We start from the raw sequence: 24,626 nt of genomic DNA, 5'->3' as shown, positions 1-24,626 counted from the left end.
TTTGCCAAATGAACTATTTAGAACTTGCCCAGTGTTTTGAAGAACAAAACAGTTCTGAACATTATCATCAAAACAGTGAAGTGCTTCACATAAAAAATACAATAGAGAGCATCTTAAACAACAATACAAAACAACTCCTCTTTTTAACGGGCGAACCAGGCGTAGGAAAAAGTGCTTTTTTAAATTACATCGAAGAACAGTTTACTTATGACATTATCAAATTTGACATTCCTTTTTTGGAACCTATAGACTTCGTAAAAATTCTAATTCAAAAAACGCAGACAGAAGTTGCCAACTACTCCTTAGAAGAACTCATCAAGCAGGTCATCTCTTTATACCAGAATTCAAACTATATAGTAGTGCTCGATGAAGCACAGCTGCTCTCTAAAGATATGATTGAAATCATTCGGATTCTGGCAGATTCCAAGGCATTCTGGTTTATCCTCGCTATGCATGAGCATGAGTCACAAAAGATACTCAAAGAGCCACAGTTTGCATCAAGACCACACAAGGTTCTCAAGTTGCAAAATATTTCAATGCAGGAGTGCAGAGAGTACATTTACACAGAACTGCAAAATAAAAACGCCTCTATGCTTGCCGGTGAAATCACAAAAAAACATATAAAAGATATATACAGACTCAGTAACGGCAATATGCGCGTACTCAAAAAACTTCTCTATACCTCCTTTTTACTCATTGACTATGCGCAAAAAAATGATAAAGAGCATTACAAAGCATTTAACAAATGTATTCTGACTATGGCTGCCATAGACGGAGGGCTGATCAATGCATAATTTTGACGACTTGCAAAAACGCTGTAAAAAATATGCAATGAAAAAAAAACTGAAATATGCCCTGGTCGCTGTTTCTGTAATTATCGCTGCTGTGCTTCTTTATCTTTATGCGCTTGAGCAGGTATCGACTCTTCCTGAGAAAAAAACTTCTGCAAAACCCAAAGCTGTTACAAGTGCGCATCCTGTAAAAAAAACAGCACCTAAAAAAGAAGTGCAAAGAGAAAAAGTCAAAAAAGTATCAAAAAAAGTGCAAACAGATGCAAAAAAATACTCTTTGCAGTTTTTGGTAGCATCTCCACGCTATACAAACAGAATTAAAAAAGAAAAAAAGCATCTCGAGACTCTTGGTTTTGTCAATTGCAAACTGCAGCAATCTTCTGTTTACATCCACCTTGTATGTAATGAATCAGACACTTTGCAAGACCTTGATCCCTATATAAAACTGGCACAAAGAAAAAAACTGGACTATGTTATCCGGACACAAAATAATGATGCCCTGCAGCAAGAAACAGTGCCAGAAAAAAAAGAGAAAGTTAAAAAAGCAGTTCCGCCGTTGCAAATACAAAAAAATGCACAAAAGACAGTGCCCCCTATGATCAAAGTGCAAAGTGCTGATACACAGGAGCTTCAAAAGAGATTTGCGCAGACTCCAAATTATGCCGTAGCACTTGTCATAGCACGCAACTATTACAAAGAAGGCAACTACAAAAAAGCGATAGTTTGGGCAAAAAAAGCAAATCAGCTTAACAAAAGTGATGCACAATCCTGGATAATTTATGCAAAATCTCTTTATGCACTGCATCAGAATGCCAAAGCCAGGCAATTGTTGCATATATATTTGCAGTATGAAAATTCGGATGCAGCGCAAAGCCTGTTAAAACAATGGGAGCATACTCAATGATAAACAAAAAGATAAGACTCGGTGATCTGCTGATTGAAAAAGGATATATCACACAAGAGCAGCTTGAATCTGCTCTGGCCAAACAAAAAGAGCTTAACTTTACAAAAAAACTCGGTGAAATTTTTATTGACGAGGGGTACATTTCACAAAAAGAACTGCTTAAAATGCTTGCAACTCAACTCAAAATTCCTTTTGTCGACCTTTTTGGCGAAAAAATTGATTTTGAAAAAATTGTTGCAAGGTACCCGATAAATTTACTAAAAGTTGCCCATGCCATTCCTTTTAAAGAGGATGAGGACTTTATCTATATGGCAACCAGCGATCCGCTTAATTATGATGCTTTGGAGAATTTGGAAAGAAGCATATCCATCAAACCGATGAAAATTTCTTTGGCCTATGAAGATGACATTAATGTTATTTTCAAAAGAATAGAGACGCTTAAAAAAACCAAAGTCCTTATAGATGAAGTAAAAAAAGAGTTACAGACAGAGGGATTAAAAAAAGAGGGAGAAGACAGCGCTGTTATGCGGCTTATTCGACTGCTCATCAGCGATGCTATTGCAAAAAGAGCCAGTGATATCCACATAGAACCCGAAGACAATGACAGAATGATAGTACGCTCCCGTATAGACGGCGTTTTGTTTGAAAACTTCATTTTTGATATGGAGATCTACCATGCCATCTCTTCACGCATCAAACTTTTAGGCAATATAGACATATCCGAAAAGCGGGTTCCCCAGGACGGAAGATTCTCTTTGAACCTTTTTGACAAAGCCTATGACTTCAGACTCTCTACCACGCCGACTATCTTTGGCGAATCTATCGTTATGAGAATCCTCGACAGAGAAAAAGTTCTTTTAAAACTCGAAGATTTGGGCTTTGCAGATGAAAACCTGGAAGCGTTTAATGACCTGATTACCTCGCCTCACGGCATTTTACTCATTACCGGACCTACGGGTTCTGGTAAAACAACCACTCTGTATGCGGCACTCAATGAGATAAAAAGCATCTCCAACAAGGTTATGACGGCAGAAGATCCTGTTGAGTACAGACTGCCTCTTGTACAGCAAATCCAGGTAAACGAAAAAACAGGACTCACTTTTGCAAGAGCAATAAAATCTTTTTTACGCCAGGATCCTGATATTATCCTCATCGGTGAAATTCGTGACAGCGAAACCCTTGATGCCGCATCCCAGGCTGCCCTTACCGGACATCTCGTACTCTCAACACTCCACACAAACGATGCCCCGGGAGCAATCCCGAGAATGGTACAGATGGGGCTAAAACCCTACTTGATTTCAGATTCTCTTATCGGTGTTGTAGGACAGCGTCTTGTAAGAAAGATTTGTCCCTACTGCAAGCATGAGGTAAAAATACAAAAATCCCAACTGCCAAAAGTAGAAAAATATATCAAGCCTGACGCTGTTGTTTATGAAGGGAAAGGGTGCTCAAAATGTGATTTTACAGGGTATTTCAACAGAACAATGATTTCAGAAGTTTTTGTTCTTGATGAAGATACCGCAAAGCTTATCTCTGAAAATGCAAATAAAATAGTTTTGGCAGAGTATGCAGAAAAAGCGGGAAAATACAAGCCGATGATTTACGACGGAATGAACAAGGTACTCAAAGGAATAACAACTGTTGCGGAAGTACTGCGTGTAACCAAGGAACATTAGGGTGAAGTATTTTAAAATTGATTACAAATTTGGGAAAAAACGTTCCTCTGTTGTTCTCGAAGCACAAAACAAGATAGAAGCCATGGAGAAGTTTTTTGAAATGGAACTTGGCGTTCTTGTAAAAATTCAAGAGACTTCAAAACCGCTTGAACAGTCATTTCAAGACCTTTTGGCAAAATACAACGATCCTGTCGGCAAGGGAAAAGTTGATCAGGAGAGGCTCATAGCACTGCTCGATCAAATGGCAATTATGCTTGATGCAGGGCTTCCTCTCAACTATACACTCAGCGAAGTAACAAAACACCAGGAGGACAAAGCGCTCAAAGCCATATTTGAAAAGGTTTTAAACGACATAGAGAGCGGAAAAGGTTTTTATGCTTCCGTGCTTCCGTTTCAAGAGCAGCTTGGAAGTCTCACTGTTGCCATGATTCAGCTTGGTGAAGAGACAGGCCAAATAGCCGAATCACTCACACATCTCACCGATATACTCCAAGACATTCTGGACAACCGAAAAAAATTCAAAAAAGCCACACGCTATCCGCTGGTCATCGTGACAGCCATGGGTATCGCATTTAGTGTTGTGACAATTTTTGTTATTCCCCAATTTAAGTCTATCTTTGAAAGTTCACAAATGGAACTGCCTCTGCCGACAAAGTTTTTACTCTGGCTGGAGTATGCTTTACGTGTCTATGGTCCCTATATTCTTGCTGGTGCTGTATTTTTGGCGCTTACTATTTCTTACATGTATAAAAAGAGCGACAAAGTTCATATGTTTTTGGATAAACTGATACTTAAAATTTACATTATCGGCAAAGCAACTTTTTTTGCAATGATCAGTCGTTTTGTCTATGTGTTCAGCGTACTTGTCAAAGCAGGAATTCCCATGCTTGAAGCTCTGCGCATAGCCTCCGGAATTATAGACAATGTCTACATCAAACAAAAAGTAGACAGAATTGCGAGTGCTATCGAAGAGGGGAAAAGTCTGAACCAGGGTTTTGAAGAGACAGAACTTTTTGAAAATATGGTTGTTGAGATGATAAAAGCGGGTGAAACCGGTGGCGGTTTGGATAAAATGCTGCAAAAAGTTGTCAAGATTTACAAAGACAGATTCAGCTATATTGTCGACAATATTGCTACACTGATAGAGCCTATACTGCTCGGGGCAATTGCAGGATTTGTTTTAATGCTTGCACTTGGAATTTTCCTGCCAATGTGGAATATGGTCGATATGGCAAACTAAAGGAGTCAGAATGGATATAGAGACAGGGAGTATCGGTATAGCAATTGTAAGTGCATTTATACTGGGATTTGCTTTATGGATTATACACAAAATGTCAAATTTATAAGAAAGTTCTATCCCTCTATAAGTATAAAAGTTCCGTTGACATCATTGTATTCCCAATGGTCTGTACTGTCAGGTTTGTCACTGCTGTTTTCGCCAATACCGCTGTTTGTGCTTGATGCCGGTCCGTGGTAGTCGTTGTTTGCAGTGCAGCTCCATTTTGCATCCACACTTGCCGGATTTTTCAGCAGATACTTAAAAGCCTGGGAATTTGTTGCTGCACACTCACCCAGTTTTTTAGGGTAACCGTTGTCACAGTCAAAAAGAGCATCACTCCCGTTGTTGCAGTCAATACTGTTGCCGTTTCCCCAGCTGAATGTACCCTCAGCGGTTATCCAGTCGGCATGAATATCATCGAGTGCAGACTGCACCGTCGCAGCCGTTGCCATTTCAGAAGAGATTTTGGCATTTGAAGAGAGGTGACTAAATTTTGGTATAGCAACTGCGGCTAAAACACCGATGATTACAATAACAAGAATTAGCTCTATGAGTGTAAATGCTTTTTTCAAACAAGCCCTTTATAAAAGAAAAAAAAGAAGAGCTATTGCCCTTCTTTTTGTTTTAATTAAAAATCTAAACTCTCAGTTATTGATGTAGCATTGATGTCGTTTTGACACTTAGTTTGTGTTTTAGCATCATTAAATTGAGTACAATCTATTGCATATATAACTTTGTTATTTGTTTTATCCAAAGCTATTGAACCTACCACATTCCCACCTACAGGGTCTGTATATGTATAATTTCCGTCTGCAGGAGTTGTTGTATATCTCCAACCTTTTCCTTTAAGAGAAACTATATCACTTAATACATAAGTTGTATTGCCTTCTAAATCTCGCATATTTACAGCAGTACTTACAGCACTTTGCGCCCCATCAATTACATTCTTTATAACAGAATTTGACTCTGCACTCTGTTTCAAGTTTTTAAATTTCGGAACAGCTACCGCTGCCAAAACACCAATGATCACAATTACGAAGATGAGCTCGATAAGAGTAAAACCGCTTCTTTTCATACTACTTCCTTATATTAATATATCATACTCATTATATCGGCTTAAAACTTAAAAAACTTAAATTAATCCCAAAAGTGCGATAAATAAAACAGGAGGTGTTACTACAATTCCTACTTTCATGTATTCGCCCCAGCCTATTTTTACTCCTTTTTGTGCGAGTACATGTAACCACAGCAGTGTTGCAAGAGAACCTATGGGTGTCATTTTCGGTCCAAGGTTTGCTCCGAGTATATTGGCATATACCAAAGTTTCATTGCCTATATATCCGACTTTGTCAATAGCAATGTCCATAATCATAATTGTCGGCATATTGTTCATCACAGAACTGATAACGGCCGACAAAAAGCCCGTACCTATGACAGCTACCGTTGTGCCCTGTGTGTTGAGCATTGCTATCCATGAAGCAATGATGTCCGTTAATCCTGCATTTTTCAAGCCGTACACCACAACATACAGCCCGATACTGAACCATACAATCTGCCAGGGTGCCGCTTTTATGGTCATTATTGGTTTGACAGCCTTGTAATGGTTGGCAATTGCCAAAAACACTAATGCCCCGCCGAGTGCAAAGAGAGACACGGGCAGGTGAAATCTATCGCCTATAAAATAGCCCAACATCAAAAGTACCAAAAAAGCCCATGAAATTTTAAACATTACAGAGCTTTTTATGACTGTAGAGGCTTCAGGCAAGGCTTCTACGTTTACATGTAAAGGAATATCCTTTCGAAAGTAAATCCATAAAACAGCAATGGAAGCAAAAATACTCAAAAGATTTGGCAGGAACATATTTTTGGCATACTCCACAAAACCTATGTCAAAGTAGCCTACTGTTACGATATTTGTCAGGTTTGAAATGACCAGAGGATTTGATGCGGCATCGCCTATGAAACCGCCTGCCATTAAAAAAGCAAAAATAGGCAAGGGTTTCATTTTCAGGTATTTCATCTTTGCCAATAAAATCGGTGTCAAAATCAAAGCTGCCCCGTCATTGGCAAAGAAAGCTGCCACAACTGCCCCTAAGAGTAAAATATAGACAAACATTTTGTTTCCGTTTCCACCGCTGAGACGCGCCATTTTAATGGCTGCCCACTCAAAAAAGCCTATTTCATCCAGTACCATGGAAAGGATGATAATGCCTATAAAAGAGAGTGTCGCATCCCAGACTATATCTATCACTGTGAGCACATCATCAAAACTCACTATACCCAGCACTAGAGCGACGACAGCGCCAATAACCGCCGTTGTCCCAATCTGCAAACCTCTGGGCTGCCAGATGATAAAAACCAATGTCACTAAAAACAAACCAAATGCAAGTACCATACTTCACCTTTTATACTATTTTTAAAATCAATACTGTTGTTGCAGCCCTACTGCTCCCAGCCGGCACTGAAGTACCGGTTCCGAAAAAGCTGTTTAACTTAATGGCATCAAGCTTAAAAGACACAAAGCCCGCACTGAAGTACAGGTTCCCAAAAAGTTACTTCACTTCATGACGCAGTCTCTATTCCAAAAACACCTCGGAACCGGTACTTCAGTGCCGGCTGTTACAACTTTCGTGACTGTTGTAATTGTCCTGCATAATTTGTACGCTTTGGTGAAAGTATAACGAAATAAAATCTATAAATCAATATATCTTGATATTTGTATTTTAATCTGCTATAATTTTGCAAACGGAGGATGCAATGGAAATATTTTTAAAAACTGTTTCGGCATTAAATGATGAAACAAGAGTCCTTTTACTGCGATTTTTGGATGAACACGGGGAGTGTTGTGTCTGTGATTTGCAGGAATCGCTTGATATGATTCAGTCACGCCTCTCACGGCACCTGAAAATACTCAAAGAAGCCGGATTTTTAAGAGTTGAGAGAAAAGGCACCTGGGGATTTTATGCTATTCGCTCACCGCTTGACAGGTTTCGCACAGAGGCTTTAAGAGAAATTCGGCATTTGGAAACAGCCTTGCCGCCTTTGAAAAAATCATCCCAAAACGGAGCATGTAAAATATGAGTCAAAAAAAAGAAGTTTTAATTCTCTGCACCGGCAACAGCTGCCGCTCCATCATGGCCGAAGCCCTTGTCAATGCGAAACTTGGTGAGTGTGTGCATGCCCAAAGTTCAGGTGTCAAAGCAAGCGGCAAGGTAAACCCTCACGCACAGGCACTGCTCAAACAAAAAGGGTATTGGAAAGATGAGTATCATTCAAAGGTGATTGAAACGGTGCTGGATACTCCTTTTGATCTGGTCATTACGGTCTGTGACGCTGCAAAAGAGAGCTGTCCCGTCTTTGCCAAAGCGGTAAAGACCTTACATGTAAGCTTTGAAGATCCAAGCGGCAAAGCAGAAGCGGAGTATGAAAAAACTCTCAATTTAATAGAAAAAAAGTTATTGCCAATCATAAAAGAGGAGTTATGCGATGAACAGAAAAGTAAATAAAACAGACAGCGGTGTAAAAATTTCCTTCAGTGGTGCAGTCAAAAAGCAAAATATCGTTTCCATGGTAGAAAACTGTGCCACAGGAAAATGCGAATGTATGAGTGATGCCACAAAAAGCAAAATCAAAAATATGTCTGTCAGCGGAAAAGACGGCGATGTTTCGTTAAAGCTTGACGGTGATGTAAGCACCCAAGAGATAGAAGCCGCACTGGCAAAATCAAAAGTTATAAATTAACTCAAAAAATATAGATTTTTATTAGTAAAAATTAGATAGAATCGGTTTATAAAATTAAACACAAGGACATATATATGTTAGTAACAAATCCAGCTCCAGATTTTACAGCTACAGCAGTTTTAGCTGATGGCTCAATCGTAGAAGACTTCAAATTAAGCGAAAATTTCGGTGAAAAAGGTACTGTAGTATTCTTTTACCCGTTAGACTTTACTTTTGTCTGCCCATCTGAAATCATTGCATTTTCTCACAGATACGATGAATTTCAAAAACGAGGTGTGAACGTTGTAGGTGTTTCAGTTGATTCACAGTTTTCTCACTTTGCATGGAGAGAAACTCCGGTTGAAAAAGGCGGAATCGGCCGTATCAATTTCCCTCTTGTTGCAGACTTGACAAAAGATATTTCCCGTGCTTATGATGTACTTTTAAACAATGCAGTAGCACTTCGCGGTTCATTTTTAATAGATGACAAAGGCATTGTTCGTCATGCGGTTATCAACGACCTTCCACTTGGACGTAATGTTGATGAAATGCTCAGAATGATCGATGCACAGCAGTTTACTGATGAGTACGGTGAAGTTTGTCCTGCCGGCTGGGAAAAAGGTGACGAGGGTATGAAACCTGACGCCGAAGGTGTTGCCGAGTACTTGGCAAAACACGAAAAAGAGTTATAAAAATCTTTAGATAAGAGAGTTTTTACTCTCTGTCTAGCTTCTGCAGTGCTTTCTCGCTTGCCTTGTTTGCTCTTTCATAATACCCTTTATCCTGATGCGATACACATCCGCTGAAACTGACAACCGCCAACAATAAAACCAACAATAAATTTTTATGCAGCAACAACCTGATTCCTCCCGTTTTGTTTCGCTCTGTACAAAGCGTCATCTGCTTTTTTCACCAGTTCTTCTCTCGTCTGCGGCTCCTGATACTCGGCAACGCCTATACTGATCGTGATTTTATATTTTTTATCTATAGTATATGCCTCAACTCTCTTTCTTATTTTTTCGGCAATGACAACAGCCTTCTCTTTTGTTGTATTTTCCAGTATGACAACAAACTCTTCACCTCCCCAGCGACCAAATATATCAGTTTTGCGAATATGCTTCAAAACCAGACGACTCAAAGCTTTTAACACTCTGTCTCCTATATCATGGCCGTATGTATCATTGACAACTTTAAAATGATCTATGTCAAACATTAGTATGCAAAACGGTTCTTTATAGCGTTTATATCTTTGTATTTCTATATTTATCGCATCATCTATTTTGTAACGGTTGTATATTTCCGTCAAGCTGTCTATGGTTGCCAGTTTCTTCAGCTCTTTTTCCATCTCAATGCGGCTTGTTATATCTGTACTTGTGGAAACAAAGTTTTGAATATTTCTGTTTTCATCAAAGAGCGGTGTTATTTTCAAGTCTGCATAATAGAGCCTGTCATCTTTTGTCTTATCAATCAGAATATTATGATAATTCTTTCCAGCGAGTATTGTCTCCCAAAGATTCTTATAAAACTCCTGTGTATGTTTTCCTGATTTAAAAATATTTGTTTTGTTGCCTATCAGTTCTTCTCTCTCATATTTTGTTTTTTCAATCACAGAATCATTGACATACTCTATGATACCCTTTGCATCGGTAATCAACACCATGTCATCAGTCTGTTCCAGAGCCTGTGCAAGAAGTTGCACTTTTTTTCTCTCAAGCACTGTTTCTTTATCCAGATAATACAACTCTTCTTCCATCTGCTTACACCTCGTCATATCTTTGTAAAAGACTATCAGTTCACCGTTTGGCAGTTTTCTTACACTGTTATATCGCCAGCCGCTGAGCTTCTCATCTTTGTAAAGCCTTGTGTCAAGATCTCTTGCTTTGCCGTCTTCATGGACCTGCAACAAAACATCAAAAAGCCCGAACTCTTTGACCCCGGGAAACGTTTCTGTCAATTTTTTGCCTATCAGCTTCTCCTTGGAAATATTTTCAGTTTTCTCAACATTTTTATTTAAATCCACAAAAATAAAATCATTCTCTTCAAATTTATAAATAACAACATTATCAGGAAGTTCATCTATTGCAATAGTAACACTTCTGTCCGCAGCTTGCATCTACTCTTTCCCTTTTTTAATATATTTAAATGATAACCTTTGTTTTCTGCCAAAAAGCTTAATTGGGATTTTTCATTGTTTGTTGTGGCAGAGAAGAAGACGGAAATACACTAAATATAATTTTCGGATACTCTTGTACTTTACACCATTTATACCCGTTTTTACGATAATAACCCGGAATTTTTTTCTGCACTATATTAGCTTGGTAACAATTCTCGTAGTTCTTTGAGATTTTCCACAGGTCATAATGTCTTTTATCTTTGATTTTATAGTTTTTTTTATATGTTTTCGTTGGATAGATTTTCAAATTTCCATTGACAACTTCATAGTTATACACAGTATTTGTCGTCTTATTTTTCACTTCTCCCCTTTTGTTAAAGGAAAGAGTATAAATTTCACCTCTGGTTTTTGAAAATTCTTTTCCAAAGGAGACAAAACCATTTGGTTTTACTGACGAAACCTCCCATACTCCTAAAATATTTTTTTTGCTATAAGAATCAGCATAGACTAATCCGTTCAGTAAGATTATCATAGTAATTATCACTTTATTCATTGCACTACCTTGCATTCTTGATAGAATTTTATGGACTATAATCGGATTTTATCTTCTGAAGAGGCTCCTCTGTTGAAGTCTTTGATTCTTTCTCCAAGTTCTACACCTTTTTCTCTGCATTCCTCTTTTGAATATTTCAAATTATAACAATCTTGAAAAAGTGTTTTCATTTCTTGTCTTAAAGACTCTTTTGAATCAGAACTGCATCCAGAAAACATAACTATACCTAAAATACTTACTGTTAATAAAACTTTTTTCATTATCTATTGACCTCTACTCTTTGTTTTTTTGCACTCATTTTAATTCCTCCGTTTTTCAGTTATCTGTACTTTTACTTATAGTTGTCATATGTTTTTAAAACTTTGCCATCTTTGCCTAAAATTTCCAGCTTCGTTATATGTCCGATCACTTTCACATTAATATCATCACTACATCCGCGAAAATTTTCCTGACATTGTTCAATATTTTCAGATGAAGAGATTATTTTTTTAATTACATAAGAATATTTTGCAGTCAAATCTCTATCTACACTGCCTCTGCTGTTCTTTCTTGCTTTCATAAATTGCTTAGCATCTGCTTTTATCATTGGAAGTATTGTATTATTAGGATTAATATTATCAAATGACAATTTAGTCTTCCCGTTATATGCCAAAACGGATCCATAATATGATATATACGAATTTTTACTCATAAGTGACAGAGGAAACTCTTGTTTTTTAAAGTTATATTTTCCAAACTGTGCCCCCAGTCTTAATACACTTGTTTGTCCAATTATGTCTTTATTTTCTTTTATTTTATTTAGAAAATGCGTATATGCCTCTTCAATTGCACCGTCAAGTTCAAATTCATCATTTCTTACTTTTTTCCAAACAGCTGTTTCTCCCTGATATAAATACCAACGACCGGCTGCAGCTTTATCAACTTTTGCTATGTTTGCATTTAATCCTGCTAATGCTATCTTGTCAATAGTTTTATGTTCATTTAAATCGACCTCTGCAAAAAGGCTGGCGCTCATTGTTAGTATTCCTGCAAGTATTACTTTCTTCATTTATTTCCTTTATGTTTTAATTTCACGAAATTCTATAAAAAAAGTGTGTGCCAAATGTGAAAAATATTAATTATTATAAAAAAACGGATAAAAAGATTCTCTTTATGTAAAAATGATACACTTTCGAAATAATATTGCAACTGCATAAGGCCCATTATTGAAATTTTCAACATATAAGTATTTTTTTTCTCTTCTTTTGCTGATGCAATTGTCTGTTAATGCACAAAGCATTACGTCCATAAATGAAAATACAAGTAATCTTAATCTCTTGAAAGAAAGCTCCTGGTTTTTAGATAAAAACAGTCAAAAATCAGTGAGTGACATACTGCAAAAATCAATATTATTTCAAAACAGCACAAAAGATTTTTTTAATTTTGGATATATTTTCAAAGACACACTTTGGATAAAATCTATTCTTAAAAACACTTCAAACAAACAAATAATACGCTATTTTACCCTTGATGCACCAAACCTTGCTGTTTGCGATTTTTATGAAATCGATGCGAATAATACACTCAAAAGAAAAGAGAAAAACGGTGTTCTGCAAAGAAAAAAATTCAGAAACGAACTTTTTTTCACATTTGAAGTCTCACTTCGTCCCCATGAAGAAAAAACTTTTCTTTTTGCACTTCGTCCTATGACCCACTCGCTCCATTTTCATCTAAAACTACAAGATTACAAAGTGTATAAAAATGAAGAACTTCGTCATCAGCTTCTCTTAACTGTTTTTTTTAGTATTTTGCTTGTTGCATTTATCTATGCAATAAGTATAAGTATTCACAGTGACAATTCAAGTTATTTTTATTATGCTCTTTTTATAGCAATGATTTTTATACATCACCTTTCTTTAAGCGGTATGATCGCATATTTTCTGCAAGACAACCAAACACTGATTTACCAACAGGCATATATGCCTGTTTATTATTTGGCTATAGTAGTCTTTTCCATTTTTCTTTTTGTCAATAAATTTTTAAATTTACATAATTATAATAAAATTTATTATTCCTTTGTGTTAATTATGTTTTTAATTGTCTTGATTGTTCTGTTTAATTCACACCAGAATTATCTTCTAAAATATATGACACCTTTGGCCATTATTTTTGCTTTATATTTAGAGGCTGTCAGTATCTATCTTGCAGTAACAAAAAAAGAAAAATATGCAAAATATTTTGCTTTTATTTGGGGAGTTTCTCTAGGTGGAATGATTTTTACCATGCTTTACAATGTAGGGTTTTTAAGCAAACCTATTGCATACCTCTTTGAGATAACTGTCATTTTTGAAATTTTCTCCTTTTCCATAATATTATCAAAACAAATACACACGCTGCAAAGAGAAAATCAACATAAAAATAATCATCTCCAGCGCCAAAACAAATTAGCTGCAATGGGAGAAATGTTACAAAATATTGCGCATCAATGGCGACAGCCATTATCTGAACTTAATGCAGTAGCAATGAAAATTGATGCTGATTTTTATACAAAAAAAATTACACCAAAAACACTAGATACAGATATAGAACGAATAGAAACAATTACACAACACATGTCCCAGACTATTGAAAATTTCAGCAACTATTTTAAAGAGAGCTCTAAAAATATAACCGTAGCAAAATTAGAAGACCTTATCTCTCAGGCACTACGATTAATCGATACAAAACTACAAACAATAACAGTAAAAGTAGATATTTCCCAAAGCATTTCGGCAAAGATAAACAGCAATGATTTCATTCAAGTCCTTCATGTACTTTTAATTAATGCTGTCGATGCATTTAAAAATAAAAATATGGAATATAGGAAAATTCATATTACATTAAAGAATGCAGATGGAAAAGCCATTATTGAAGTTGAAGACAATGCAGGCGGTATAGATACAACAATTTTAGAGAAAATTTTTGAACCCTACTTCACAACCAAATTTAAATCAAACGGAATCGGTATTGGTCTATATATGGCAAAGATGCTGGTAGAAAATAGTCTAAAAGGAGAATTGTATGTCAAAAACACTCAAAAAGGAGCGCTGTTTAGCATAATATTATGAAAAATTTTACACTACTGTATGCAGAAGATGAGTACACCACAAGGAAAAATCATATTGCCTATATAAAAAGTCGATACAATTGTACTGTTTATGAGGCTGACAACGGAGAAGAAGCGCTTAGTTTATACAAGACACATTCCCCTCACATTGTTCTTACAGATATTACAATGCCCTTTTTATCAGGCTTGGAACTTTCAAAAGAGATAAGAAAAATCTCCAAACATACACAAATCATTATACTTACTGCACACTCTGAAAAAGAAAAACTGCTTGAGGCTTTAAGTATGCAAATGCTTAACTATTTAGTAAAACCTATCAAAAGAAAAGAATTAACACAGAGTATAGATATAGCATTGGAATTATTAAAAACTGAATCTTTTACCAAGAATATTATACACTTGAATACAATCTCAACATATAATTTGGATACAAAAGAATATTTTGTCAATAATACATTGATTTTGTTAAGTAATTATGAAACGAAACTTTTGCATCTATTATGTCTCAATGTAAACAAATCGCTCAATTCATTTGATATTTTTGTTAACATTTGGGAGAACAATGATAAAGAATACAGTGCTGCTTCTATAAGAACACTTATAAAGAAGCTTCGAAAAAAACTCCCTGATGGAATTTTAATAAATATATATGGTGGTTTGTATACTCTTAAACCCTTGCAGCAAGTGGAATGAAATAATTTCATTCTTTAACGCCTGCTTACCAAAATACCTCCAAATACAATACAGGCTATGCCTGTAAATGTCAATATATCCGGAAAACTGTCACCAAGCAGATACCCAAAACCTATGGCAAAGGGAATATTTGTATAACTGACAACACCTATAATACTTAAGTTTTGCGCACTGTAGGCTTTTGTCAGGAGCCATTGGGAGAGTGTCGATATAAATGCCATAAAAACCACCAAAAGCCATACATGCAATGTAGTCGGTAAAATAAACTCAGGGAACAAAAAGCTTAACGAAGCAGGAGCATTGACAAAGGGTGCAGTCAGGAACAACAATGCCGGCAAAAATGTTCCTACACCCACAAAGGAGAGGACAATCACACGTGAGTCATATATATCTTTTATTTTTTTTATCGTTGTATATGCTGCTGCTGCAAAAAAACCGCCCAAAATACCCAGGAAATGGGTATATGAAAAGCTCATTCCAAAAGGTTTGGTTATGAGAACAACGCCGAAAAAGCCTATAAACAGTGCCAGCAGTGTTTTTTTGTTTAAACGTTCATGCAGAAGAAAATAGGCAAACAGTGTTACAAAAAAAGGAGAGGTTTTGTTCAGAGTTATCGCCTCGCCCAAAGGAATAACGCTAATGGTATAAAAAAAGAGGATCATTGCCATAAATCCAAAAAGCCCGCGGGTAAAAAGCATATAAATCTTTCCGCCTGTAAGTTTTGGTGCCGTATGTTGCAGCGTATACAGTATAATAAAAATTCCGATAAGATTGCGAAAAAAGACAATTTCCAAAGCAGAAATATCTTCGGAGAGTATTTTAGTCAACGCTCCGTTGAGTGCAGAAATCAAAGCCGCACCAAGCATAAAAAGTATGCCGCTCTCTACATTTTTCAACAAGCCTCTTCCTTTTGTACAAAATTCAAAGCTTTTGGATTTACATATGCAAGCTCATACCATTGCCTTTTTGTGGCAATAAGTGTGAGTCTTGCAGGATTACAGGAACGTGAAAGTGCCACATAAAACTGAGAAGGTGCAAAAATCTCATTGGTCTCTATAATCAAATCTTCGATGGACATCCCCTGTGACTTATGGATGGTTATCGCAAACGCAAGTTTTATTGGAAACTGATAGACCGTAAAAACATTCTCTTCCAGCATCTCTTTTTTTCCCTCTACACTCTTTTCTTTCCATACGGCCTTACTTTGTGCACTCGGCTCAAGTTTTACTACTTTGCCGTCATTCTTTTGCACATACACATAGCGCTCATCCACATTCACAACAGTGCCTCTTTCTCCGTTAAAGTAGTTCCAGGCGTTTCGTGTAAACAAAACAGGAGCACCCACTTTCAATGCAAGTTCTTTATCTATTCTGGCATCATCCATAAAACGCTCCACTTCTTTGTCCTGCGTTGATTTGAGATGTTTTACAATCTGTGCTTCCTTTACATGTAAAGCCTCATCTATAAAATCAAGCTGGGCTTTATTGTGTTTTGCAGCCGAAGCATTTTTGCCAAACAAAAATGTAAACTGACTCAAATCAGCGGGCAATGGCTTTATAAATTCGTTCAGATGATTATGCGTCTGTTCATCTATCCTGCCAAATCGCACTGCATGTAAAAGCTCTATGAAACGAAGATCATCTGTTCTGTAGATATGTGTCAGTTCCACTGTTTCAAAAGAGAAATTTTGCCAGGCAGGTGATTCAAAAGCAAATTTTACTTCGCCATAACCGCGTACAACCGGGGGGAGTTGCAAAAAATCACCTACGACCAGCAAAGAGCCATTAAAATCTGCCTGCTTAAGACGCAGTTCTATCATTGCAAAAAGTGTATCACTGACCATGGAAATCTCATCAATAACGATTAAATCCATGCTCAATATCAGTTTTTTAATCTTCTTTTTAATTTCAAATTTTGCATTTTTTTGCAACTCATCCACATCCGAAGCAATCCCCAAATCAAAAAAGCTGTGCAGTGTCTGCCCACCTATAAGTGTAGCAGCCATTCCGGTTGAAGCCAGTTTTGCAACTTTTTTTGCCTCCCTCTCAAATGCTGCAATAATTTCTCTTGTAACAGTCGTTTTTCCAACACCGGCACCGCCTGTTAAAAAAATATTCTGTTTCCTGTCTAATTTATCAAGTATCAAGGCTTTATAATTCATACACGGATAATAGCCATTCTTAGTATAATCTCAGATTAATAACTGTATACTTTCTCTATAACATAATAGGATTCGTTCAAATATGAATAAAAAAATTTTAATTGTAGAAGATAATAAAACACTGGCAAAACTTATTGCAAAAAAGCTACAATCAGCACTTGGGCTGACAGTTGATGTAGCATATTCGATGGCAGAAGCAAAACTGTTCATCGCACGATATACATACTTCATAGCACTTTTAGATATAAATCTTCCCGATGCTCCAAATGGAGAGATTGTTGATTTTGTGACAGAAAAGAATATTCGTACAATAATTTTAAGCGGAAATATTGACAAGGAATTCAGAAAAAAGATTCTTAAAAAAAATATAATTGATTATGTCAATAAAAGCGGTGTAGATGATATAAATTATATTATTCATGCTATACAGCGTCTGCAAAACAATGCAAAGCACAAAGTGCTTGTCGTGGATGATTCAAGAGTTTTTAGAAAACAAATGCAAACAATGCTGGAAAATCTTTTTTTTCAAGTCATCAGTGTAGCTCATGGAGAAGAAGCAATCGGCATGCTAAAGTCACAACCTGATATCTCTCTTGTTCTGACTGATTACAATATGCCTGTTATGGATGGTCTGGAACTTGTTATTGAAATCAGAAAAACATATACCAAAAACGAACTCTGCATTCTTGTTCTGTCTTCAAATGAAGATGAAGAGATAACGGCACTCTTTTTAAAACACGGAGCAAATGACTATGTTAAAAAGCCTTTTTCCAAAGAGGAATTTTCCTGCCGCATTAACAATTCCATAGAAGCTTTGGAAAATATACAGATGATCACAAACTACGCGAACCGTGACTACCTCACAGGGCTGTATAATCGCAGATACTTTTTTGACACAATAAATGAATATATCGACGAAGTTAAAAACAGCGGTGAAAGATTTGCCATCGCGATGATAGACATAGATCACTTTAAAAATATCAATGACACTTATGGTCATGATATAGGAGACAAAATCATCATCGCCCTCGCAGATATCCTGAGAAGTTCTACAAATCCGCATGATATTGTAGCAAGGTTTGGAGGAGAAGAGTTTTGTGTTGTACTGAAAAATATCAATCAGTACAGTGCAGAAGAAATTTTCAACAGACTCAGAGAAGAAGTGGAAAAATTCTCATATCATCTAAAAGATGACAAGTATATAAATTTCACTGTCTCAATAGGTACAACACTCTTTAACGAAGAGGAATCTCTTGAGGAGAATATTAATGCAGCCGATATGCTTTTATACAATGCAAAAAAGAACGGAAGAAACCAGGTTATTTTTCAAGCCTGATCCAGTTTTATCAGTGTTCCAAACGGAAGTTCCTTTTCCTTGGAACTTATCCATTTCACCTCATAATTCGGTGCATTTTTCGGAAAAACTCCTTCGAGATCTGTAAAATACAAAAGCAGTTTCACATCATCAAAGTTTTCTTCTATAAAGTGAAACACAGGACGAAAATCAGTTGCCCCGCCGCCTTTTACATCAATTTCCAATCTTTCTCCACTGTAAAAAGTACTGTGTGATTGGATTTTTTCATCGCATACAAGCAGTTCAATCTGATAATTTTGCACCAAAGTCATCAAAAAGTTTACTTCACTCAAGAATTCATTTAAAAGCACTGTATCAATGGAGCCGGAACTGTCCACTGCAATCACAAGACGGAAAGTCTGAGAAATATTCGAAGGCAGGTATATACCCCTGTAGAGCAGTTTTTTAGAAGGCGGCATCATGACATAATCATCTCGAAAATACGGGTCAAGTGCAATCCTCAGTTCATTTCGCCAGTCAATTTTTCCAAAATCACCCAGTTGGAAAAAACGCTCAATCGTCACCGGTGCTTCGCCTTTGTGCATTTTGGATTCCAAAAGAGCAATGGCTTCCTCTGCAAAAAGCTGTTCTTGCAAAATTTCTTCTTGCAACTGTTGTTCTGAACTCTGTTGCTCCTGCCTATTGTTCTCTTTTTGCTCTACATCACCTGCATCATCGGCTTCATACTCCAAGTCTTCGTCATCACGCAGGATATCATCTTTTAACTCGGCATAAATCTCTTCCGCATACATCCCGCTGAAACGTTCCCGGTATTGTGCACCATAGGGCATATCCAAGCCGTTTTGTACAAGCATATCATTGACTGCCATATCCGTAGCCATCTGCCACAGCCAGCCACTGCGTTTGTTTTTACGCATCTCATGAGCCAGGCTGGCATGCATCGCCCCGTTGGCAAAGACAAATTCCATTTCACTGAGTTCCAGATTTTTCAGATAATCGCTGTTGATTTCAAGCTTTTTACCGTCACTTTTAAAGGCTTCAATATCATCATTAATCACAACATCGATTTTGGAGGCAAGGGTTCCAAAATAAGGATATTCAAGCAAAAGTTTTGCTTTTGCCTGCGAGATTTTTTCTTCTGTTTTTTGCATATTTTTCCTTTACTCCTGTTTTTCGGAACGCGAACTTCAGTCCGGACGAAAGTGGCAAGACTATTGCAACAGCCGGCACTGAAGTACCGGTTCCGAAGAGATGCTGTATTTTGGTAGCCAAACTGAAGTCCGCGTTCCGAAAAAACTACACATCCTCCCGGAATCGGTACTTCAGTGCCGACTGTTTGAACTTTCTTGTCATTCTCAGCCCGGACTAAAGTACGGATTCCGGGGAAAACACCCTTTGAGACCAGTGTGTTCGTGTCGGCTATTGCAACAGATAGGAAAACTTTTTTACCCACTCTTTAAAGACGGTTGAGCCTTCCATAGTGATGCCCGCTCGTTGTAAATCCTGTGCTATCATCACGGCAAACTCCCCTTTGAGCTTGAGCGTATATCGGAGTAAATTTTCCAATCGCTCATCGCTTGGATTTTGCAGATAGTGACTCACCAGTCCAGAGCTCAAAGCATACAAAACATCGACCTCATCACTGTAAACAAAATCATCTGCACTGAGTATCTTCCCAATATCGGGCAGCCTGTCCATCACTTTTAAAAAACTCAAAAATGAAACGGCAACATCCCGTCCTACCGCACCGCTCACTGTTTCCAAAAGCACAGATGCAGGCAGAGCACTTTGTAAAATACTCCCGACATATTCCCAGCTTCTGGGTGTTGCAAAACTTTTATGCTCTTTTTTTGCATCAAAGGTAAAGAGATGCTCGTTTTTGTAACTTATGTAGGCAATTATGCGACTGTCAAGTCCGGATTTGTATGCCCAGTTGCGCCAGTCATCCACACTCACTTCCAGTTCAAAATGCACAAAACGGTTTGCCAGAGGAGCCGGCATCCGGTAGGTCACGCCTCTGTCACCCTCACGGTTTCCCGCAGCAACTATAGCCCATCCCTCAGGCAACTCATATTCACCGACACGTCTGTCAAGTATCAACTGATACGCCGAAGACTGCACGGCAGGCGCTGCAGAGTTAAGCTCATCCAAAAACAAAATCCCCTGGCCTTCACTCGGTAAAAAAGCAGGCGGAGCCCAAAGTGCGGTGTGTGACTCTTTGTCATAAAAAGGGATGCCTTTTAAATCTGTCGGGTCCATCAAAGCCAAACGCAAATCAATAAAACCAAGGTTGTTTTTCTCTGCAATCTGTTTGACAATCGAAGACTTTCCAATTCCAGGTGCTCCCCACAGAAATGTGGGCACTTTTTGCAGAACCAGTGCCTGCAGAGCCTGTGTCAATTCTCCTGCTCTCATACTAACCATCCTATCTTTTCACTTTGTATATGTTTTGAAAAGGTTTTGTTTGTTTTGACTGCCCGCTCAAAACGGCTCTCAAGCTGCAGTTGATATAAAATATCTACCGGAGTATTTTCATTGTTTGCCAAATTCAGAAGTATCTGCGCATCTCCACATTTAAAAAGTTCTTCCAAAATATTTTGCGGTGTCGCATTGTTGCGACTCAGCGCTTCACTGCAGTTTCCCTCTTTATAGGCAGATTCAAGAATATCTCTCGGCGTTGCACTGTTGGCATAAATTACTTGTCTGATTCTCTCATTATTTAGACAAAGCAGCTGTTTACATGTAATTACATGTAAACACTTGTTTGCAGCCAAAGCAAGATGAATTGTCTCATCGTTACATGTAACAAGCTCCTGCTGCATAGCTTCATTTAAGGTCTCATTTGCCGCCAAAGCATTTTTGCACTCAGACAAAAGTGAGAACATCTCCTCATCGAGCCTGATATTCTGTGCTGCAATCTCGGCAAGTTTTTTATTTTTTATCAACTCACGGGCTATATTTTTATCCAGATTGACATTGTACGCCATCGCTTCTTTTGTTGCTTCATCCCCTTTTTTTAAAAACATTTTCAACACATTTGTGGGCGTTTTTTCATGCAGGGCAAGTGCTTTTATAATTTTGGGATGTTTTTTGCTCGGCTCCAAAAAAGCAATGGCTTCTAAAAGCTGTTCGTTTTTTGTTTGTACTATCAGATGATAAATTCCCGTTGTCGCATACTGTACATTATGGTTTCTCTCTATATTTTCATAAAACCTTGCTATTAAAGCAGCAGAGACATCACGATTGTCATCATTTTCGAAAAAATCTTCACCGCCAAAAGAGTACATTTTTAAGAGTTTCAAAAAAAGCGCATCTTCTATACAGCTGTTTTGCAAAAAACTTTTTAATCTTTTTTTGTCATTGGAGAGTTTGAGACTCATAAGCAGCGTATCGCTGTCAATCTCTTCTGCCAAAAGTTTTTCAAACAAATCTATATTCATAAACTCATATTTTTCTTCTTCATAAAGGGTATCACTCAGGTTTTGCTCATACGGACTCATCATGCGCCCCTCAACAACAAGAGTAACCGCATCGGTAACTTCTTTACACAGGGTAATATTATGAAACTTCAGCTGTGACACAAACTCATCTTCACTAAAAGCCCTGCTCTTTCCAAGCAGCAATATGGTCTTATTTTTCAAATTCTGTAAATTCATACACAAATTATACACATATTTCAACTTATTCTTATTTAGTGTTATAATTGATCTCTGATATTTAAGGAATGGCAAATGAAGTTATACGCACCGTGGGAAAAAGCTTTTGAAAAAATTTCCACTCCTTTGGAAAATTTCATTCATGCACAAACAACAACGGGACTTATTTTATTTTTTACAACTATTCTTGCTCTTATCCTTGCCAACTCACCTTTTTCCGGACTCTATTATGATATATTTCATACGCCCATATCTGTTTCTATAGGTTCATGGAAACTTTCACAGTCACTCAGCCATTGGATAAATGACGGACTGATGACCTTCTTTTTCTTTTTGATAGGACTTGAAATCAAACGGGAAATTCTCATCGGAGAACTCTCAAATATCAAAGTTGCCATTTTGCCTATTTTTGCAGCTGTCGGCGGTATGGTTTTTCCTGCACTCATATATATGAGCATCAACACAGACGGTCCCGGTGCAAACGGCTGGGGCATACCAATGGCCACAGACATAGCATTTGCCATCAGTGCCTTGGTGATTTTAGGACGCAGAATTTCTCCGGCACTTGTTACATTCCTGATTGCGCTTGCTATTGTAGATGATCTTGGGGCCGTTGTAGTTATTGCACTTTTTTACACCGAACAAATTCATATTCTCCCTCTTTTTCTGGCAGGTTTGTCATTTTTCATTATGGTGGCCTTTAACCGTTTTGGCATTCACATGCTTTTGCCCTATCTCATTGTAGGCATTTTTATGTGGCTGTTTATGCTCGAATCAGGTATCCATGCGACAATTGCCGGTGTTATTGCCGCTTTTGCAATTCCCTCCAAGCCCAGCTATACTCCTTTGGATTTTACAACACATACCAAAAATCTGCTTGACGAATATGATAATTATCCCATTGCCACCGATCACACAATGCATGAAAAACAAAGAGCCCTTTTGCAAAACCTCAAAGACAGAATTGACTTGGTAAGTTCTCCTGCTTTGAGGCTTGAGCATGCGCTTCACCTTCCCATAGGACTCTTTGTCATTCCTCTTTTTGCACTTGCAAATGCCGGTGTCAGTTTGGATTTTACATCATTTAGTCAAAGTCTAGCCAATCCTGTCTCCCTGGGTATAGTATCTGGGCTTCTGCTGGGCAAGGTCATTGGTATATTCGGGGTTTCTTACCTGAGTGTGAAGCTCGGCATTGCCAGACTGCCGCATAACAGCAGCATGAGTCAGCTGTTTGGTGTTGCCATTTTGGGCGGTATTGGTTTTACGATGAGTATTTTTGTCGCTGATTTGGCCTTTGCAGGCAACAGCACACTGATTTTTCAGGCAAAAACAGGAATACTGCTGGCCTCATTGCTTGCAGGTTTTTTGGGCTTTGTCTGGCTGAGATTTGTTGTCTCTAAATAGCCTCAATCGTGTTTCTTCCGTTCTCTTTGGCACAGTAAAGCATCTTATCCACAATCATTACATATTCGTCAAGCAGGGTATGCCTGTATATTTTATCAGGCTTAATCCACATAGCCCCCATGCTTACAGTGGCCTGTAACTTTTGTCCATCCGCTTCAAGTACCGCGGCTTCAAAAGCCTGGCGTATCTTTTCCAATACTTTGAAACCTGCCTCTTTTTGTATGGCTGAGAGAATTATCATAAACTCTTCGCCTCCGTATCGGATGACAATATCAGAAGTTCTGATATGTTTTTTCACAATTGCAACAAAAAAATGCAACATTTTATCTCCGGCGACATGCCCGTAGGTATCATTTATATTTTTAAAATAATCCAAATCACACATTGCAAGAACAAAAGAGTTCCCTGTGGCATAAGAGAGTTCGTATTGGGTTTTAAATATCAGTTCCAGGGAATTTCGATTGAGCGCACCTGTCAGATTGTCCTTGGTCATTTTTTTATTCATCTCGATATTGTCAATAAGTGCCAACTCTGTACCGATGCTCAAAGAGATAAGCTCACATTTTTCCAAATAGGAGATAAGTACATGATACTCCGATGTTTTTAAATTTACAAATATTTTCTTTGCAAACATATGCAAATCATTATGCAACCGTATCAGAGCCTTGAGCTTTGAATTGTTTTGGATGATTTTTTTTGCACTGTTGTGCAGCCAGTGTCCAAATTCACACTGCATCCCGTCAAGTTCGGGAAAATCATTTTTGTCAAAACTGTTAATATGTTTTGCCAAATCATTCAGCCAGTTTAAATGCGCTTCATAATGTTTTATGATAATGTCTTTGTCCAAAAGATCAGATAAAGAACTGAGCCGATTATTATTGACCGTATAAATCTCCTGTGTATATCTCGAGAGATAAATATAGGCAACACCATTGTTTATCTCTTTAAACAGGGATATGAGATTCAAAATTTTATTACTCTCAATATTTTGCGCAATTCTGGATAACAAAAGGTTTTTCAGCCCGTATATTTCGTTGGTCATAATAATGTAAGGAACATTCATCGAAATTTTATACATTGCCAGCTCTTTGTAGAGAGTATTTATATCATTCGAAGTGAATGACTGATGAAATAAATTAATAATTCGCAGATAAAACTTTTTTATCACCTGCTCACAGGCATATGATTCTATACAGGTTAAATATCTGTCTCTGAGTTCGGTATAAATCAGCTCCGAATCACCCTCTAGAACCCCGGAAAAATCATATTTCATTTC

The 24,626-nt window shown here is 37.5% G+C and carries 26 protein-coding genes; 12 read left to right on the top strand and 14 right to left on the bottom strand.

The window, feature by feature from the left end:
- Positions 1 to 8 precede the first annotated feature (8 nt).
- The 4 genes from ACM66U_RS02340 to ACM66U_RS02325 are packed head-to-tail and all read left to right on the top strand — an operon-like array spanning position 9 to position 4,611.
- Entirely contained in the window at positions 9 to 794 is a 786-nt protein-coding gene (locus tag ACM66U_RS02340) for an AAA family ATPase (RefSeq protein WP_418641040.1), read from the top strand.
- Positions 787 to 1,695: a tetratricopeptide repeat protein gene (locus ACM66U_RS02335; RefSeq protein ID WP_418641039.1), complete on the top strand. Its 909-nt coding sequence runs from the start codon at positions 787 to 789 to the stop codon at positions 1,693 to 1,695. The genes ACM66U_RS02340 and ACM66U_RS02335 overlap by 8 nt, the downstream gene beginning before the upstream one ends.
- On the top strand, positions 1,692 to 3,371 hold the full coding sequence (locus ACM66U_RS02330; RefSeq protein WP_346389343.1) for a GspE/PulE family protein: 1,680 nt from the start codon (positions 1,692 to 1,694) through the stop codon (positions 3,369 to 3,371). Before ACM66U_RS02335 ends, ACM66U_RS02330 begins: the two co-directional genes overlap by 4 nt.
- 1 nt (position 3,372) lies before the next feature.
- Positions 3,373 to 4,611 carry a type II secretion system F family protein gene (locus ACM66U_RS02325; protein WP_346389342.1) on the top strand — a complete coding sequence of 413 codons (1,239 nt, stop codon included), beginning with the start codon at positions 3,373 to 3,375 and terminating at the stop codon, positions 4,609 to 4,611.
- Between the two features lie 113 nt (positions 4,612 to 4,724).
- Here ACM66U_RS02325 and ACM66U_RS02320 read toward each other — a convergent pair whose 3' ends face one another.
- The 3 genes from ACM66U_RS02320 to ACM66U_RS02310 are packed head-to-tail and all read right to left on the bottom strand — an operon-like array spanning position 4,725 to position 7,045.
- Complete coding sequence (locus ACM66U_RS02320) at positions 4,725 to 5,222, bottom strand: prepilin-type N-terminal cleavage/methylation domain-containing protein (RefSeq protein WP_418641038.1); 498 nt, start codon at positions 5,220 to 5,222, stop codon at positions 4,725 to 4,727.
- 56 nt (positions 5,223 to 5,278) lie between these two features.
- A complete protein-coding gene (locus ACM66U_RS02315; RefSeq protein ID WP_346389340.1) occupies positions 5,279 to 5,725 on the bottom strand; it encodes a type II secretion system protein in 447 nt (148 codons plus the stop codon).
- A gap of 57 nt (positions 5,726 to 5,782) precedes the next feature.
- The gene (locus tag ACM66U_RS02310; protein WP_418641037.1) at positions 5,783 to 7,045 is read right to left on the bottom strand and encodes an arsenic transporter; all 1,263 of its coding nucleotides are present in this window, start codon (positions 7,043 to 7,045) and stop codon (positions 5,783 to 5,785) included.
- A 362-nt stretch (positions 7,046 to 7,407) separates the two neighbouring features.
- Here ACM66U_RS02310 and ACM66U_RS02305 point away from each other — a divergent pair, with 362 nt between their 5' ends.
- The 4 genes from ACM66U_RS02305 (at position 7,408) to ACM66U_RS02290 (ending at position 9,062) form a co-directional block, all read left to right on the top strand.
- On the top strand, positions 7,408 to 7,731 hold the full coding sequence (locus tag ACM66U_RS02305; RefSeq protein WP_418641036.1) for an ArsR/SmtB family transcription factor: 324 nt from the start codon (positions 7,408 to 7,410) through the stop codon (positions 7,729 to 7,731).
- Positions 7,728 to 8,156: an arsenate reductase ArsC gene (locus ACM66U_RS02300; RefSeq protein ID WP_151901019.1), complete on the top strand. Its 429-nt coding sequence runs from the start codon at positions 7,728 to 7,730 to the stop codon at positions 8,154 to 8,156. The genes ACM66U_RS02305 and ACM66U_RS02300 overlap by 4 nt, the downstream gene beginning before the upstream one ends.
- A complete protein-coding gene (locus ACM66U_RS02295) occupies positions 8,137 to 8,391 on the top strand; it encodes a hypothetical protein (protein WP_151901020.1) in 255 nt (84 codons plus the stop codon). The genes ACM66U_RS02300 and ACM66U_RS02295 overlap by 20 nt, the downstream gene beginning before the upstream one ends.
- Positions 8,392 to 8,465: 74 nt before the next feature.
- Positions 8,466 to 9,062, top strand: coding sequence for a peroxiredoxin (locus ACM66U_RS02290; protein ID WP_151901021.1), 597 nt, complete (start codon positions 8,466 to 8,468; stop codon positions 9,060 to 9,062).
- 22 nt (positions 9,063 to 9,084) lie between these two features.
- Here the strand turns inward: ACM66U_RS02290 and ACM66U_RS02285 are convergent, their stop codons facing one another.
- The 5 genes from ACM66U_RS02285 to ACM66U_RS02265 form a co-directional block, all read right to left on the bottom strand.
- The gene (locus ACM66U_RS02285; RefSeq protein ID WP_269138896.1) at positions 9,085 to 9,207 is read right to left on the bottom strand and encodes a hypothetical protein; all 123 of its coding nucleotides are present in this window, start codon (positions 9,205 to 9,207) and stop codon (positions 9,085 to 9,087) included.
- 7 nt (positions 9,208 to 9,214) lie between these two features.
- The gene (locus tag ACM66U_RS02280; RefSeq protein WP_418641035.1) at positions 9,215 to 10,483 is read right to left on the bottom strand and encodes a diguanylate cyclase; all 1,269 of its coding nucleotides are present in this window, start codon (positions 10,481 to 10,483) and stop codon (positions 9,215 to 9,217) included.
- A gap of 58 nt (positions 10,484 to 10,541) precedes the next feature.
- Positions 10,542 to 11,036 (bottom strand): hypothetical protein, encoded by a 495-nt coding sequence (locus tag ACM66U_RS02275; protein WP_418641034.1) that lies wholly within the window; start codon positions 11,034 to 11,036, stop codon positions 10,542 to 10,544.
- 35 nt (positions 11,037 to 11,071) lie between these two features.
- Positions 11,072 to 11,296: a hypothetical protein gene (locus ACM66U_RS02270; protein WP_151901024.1), complete on the bottom strand. Its 225-nt coding sequence runs from the start codon at positions 11,294 to 11,296 to the stop codon at positions 11,072 to 11,074.
- Positions 11,297 to 11,367: 71 nt separating this feature from the next.
- Positions 11,368 to 12,084, bottom strand: coding sequence for a DUF4852 domain-containing protein (locus tag ACM66U_RS02265; protein WP_418641033.1), 717 nt, complete (start codon positions 12,082 to 12,084; stop codon positions 11,368 to 11,370).
- Positions 12,085 to 12,241: 157 nt separating this feature from the next.
- Between ACM66U_RS02265 and ACM66U_RS02260 the strand changes: the two genes are divergently transcribed.
- A complete protein-coding gene (locus ACM66U_RS02260; protein WP_418641032.1) occupies positions 12,242 to 14,122 on the top strand; it encodes a 7TM diverse intracellular signaling domain-containing protein in 1,881 nt (626 codons plus the stop codon).
- Entirely contained in the window at positions 14,119 to 14,814 is a 696-nt protein-coding gene (locus ACM66U_RS02255) for a response regulator transcription factor (RefSeq protein ID WP_418641031.1), read from the top strand. The genes ACM66U_RS02260 and ACM66U_RS02255 overlap by 4 nt, the downstream gene beginning before the upstream one ends.
- 14 nt (positions 14,815 to 14,828) lie before the next feature.
- Here ACM66U_RS02255 and ACM66U_RS02250 read toward each other — a convergent pair whose 3' ends face one another.
- Both ACM66U_RS02250 and ACM66U_RS02245 read right to left on the bottom strand, forming a co-directional pair.
- The gene (locus ACM66U_RS02250) at positions 14,829 to 15,713 is read right to left on the bottom strand and encodes a DMT family transporter (protein WP_418641030.1); all 885 of its coding nucleotides are present in this window, start codon (positions 15,711 to 15,713) and stop codon (positions 14,829 to 14,831) included.
- On the bottom strand, positions 15,707 to 16,975 hold the full coding sequence (locus ACM66U_RS02245) for an ATP-dependent DNA helicase (RefSeq protein WP_418641029.1): 1,269 nt from the start codon (positions 16,973 to 16,975) through the stop codon (positions 15,707 to 15,709). Before ACM66U_RS02245 ends, ACM66U_RS02250 begins: the two co-directional genes overlap by 7 nt.
- A gap of 82 nt (positions 16,976 to 17,057) precedes the next feature.
- On the opposite strand from ACM66U_RS02245, the gene ACM66U_RS02240 reads away from it, so the two are divergent.
- The gene (locus ACM66U_RS02240; RefSeq protein WP_418641028.1) at positions 17,058 to 18,311 is read left to right on the top strand and encodes a diguanylate cyclase; all 1,254 of its coding nucleotides are present in this window, start codon (positions 17,058 to 17,060) and stop codon (positions 18,309 to 18,311) included.
- Here ACM66U_RS02240 and ACM66U_RS02235 read toward each other — a convergent pair.
- The 3 genes from ACM66U_RS02235 to ACM66U_RS02225 form a co-directional block, all read right to left on the bottom strand.
- The gene (locus ACM66U_RS02235) at positions 18,302 to 19,441 is read right to left on the bottom strand and encodes a DUF2201 family putative metallopeptidase (RefSeq protein WP_418641027.1); all 1,140 of its coding nucleotides are present in this window, start codon (positions 19,439 to 19,441) and stop codon (positions 18,302 to 18,304) included. The genes ACM66U_RS02240 and ACM66U_RS02235 overlap by 10 nt on opposite strands.
- A 268-nt stretch (positions 19,442 to 19,709) precedes the next feature.
- Positions 19,710 to 20,705: an AAA family ATPase gene (locus tag ACM66U_RS02230; RefSeq protein ID WP_418641026.1), complete on the bottom strand. Its 996-nt coding sequence runs from the start codon at positions 20,703 to 20,705 to the stop codon at positions 19,710 to 19,712.
- Positions 20,702 to 21,946: a hypothetical protein gene (locus ACM66U_RS02225; RefSeq protein WP_418641025.1), complete on the bottom strand. Its 1,245-nt coding sequence runs from the start codon at positions 21,944 to 21,946 to the stop codon at positions 20,702 to 20,704. The genes ACM66U_RS02230 and ACM66U_RS02225 overlap by 4 nt, the downstream gene beginning before the upstream one ends.
- Before the next feature lie 75 nt (positions 21,947 to 22,021).
- Between ACM66U_RS02225 and nhaA the strand changes: the two genes are divergently transcribed.
- Positions 22,022 to 23,350, top strand: coding sequence for a Na+/H+ antiporter NhaA (gene nhaA / locus ACM66U_RS02220; RefSeq protein WP_151901033.1), 1,329 nt, complete (start codon positions 22,022 to 22,024; stop codon positions 23,348 to 23,350).
- Here nhaA and ACM66U_RS02215 read toward each other — a convergent pair.
- Complete coding sequence (locus ACM66U_RS02215; protein WP_418641024.1) at positions 23,343 to 24,623, bottom strand: GGDEF domain-containing protein; 1,281 nt, start codon at positions 24,621 to 24,623, stop codon at positions 23,343 to 23,345. The genes nhaA and ACM66U_RS02215 overlap by 8 nt on opposite strands.
- Between the last annotated feature and the right edge of the window lie 3 nt (positions 24,624 to 24,626).

Source organism: Sulfurimonas sp. ST-27, from assembly GCF_048081595.1.
Taxonomy (GTDB): domain Bacteria; phylum Campylobacterota; class Campylobacteria; order Campylobacterales; family Sulfurimonadaceae; genus Sulfurimonas; species Sulfurimonas hydrogeniphila.
The sequence above is the reverse complement of the archived record's forward strand: the minus strand, read 5'-3'. Positions and strand labels throughout refer to the sequence as shown.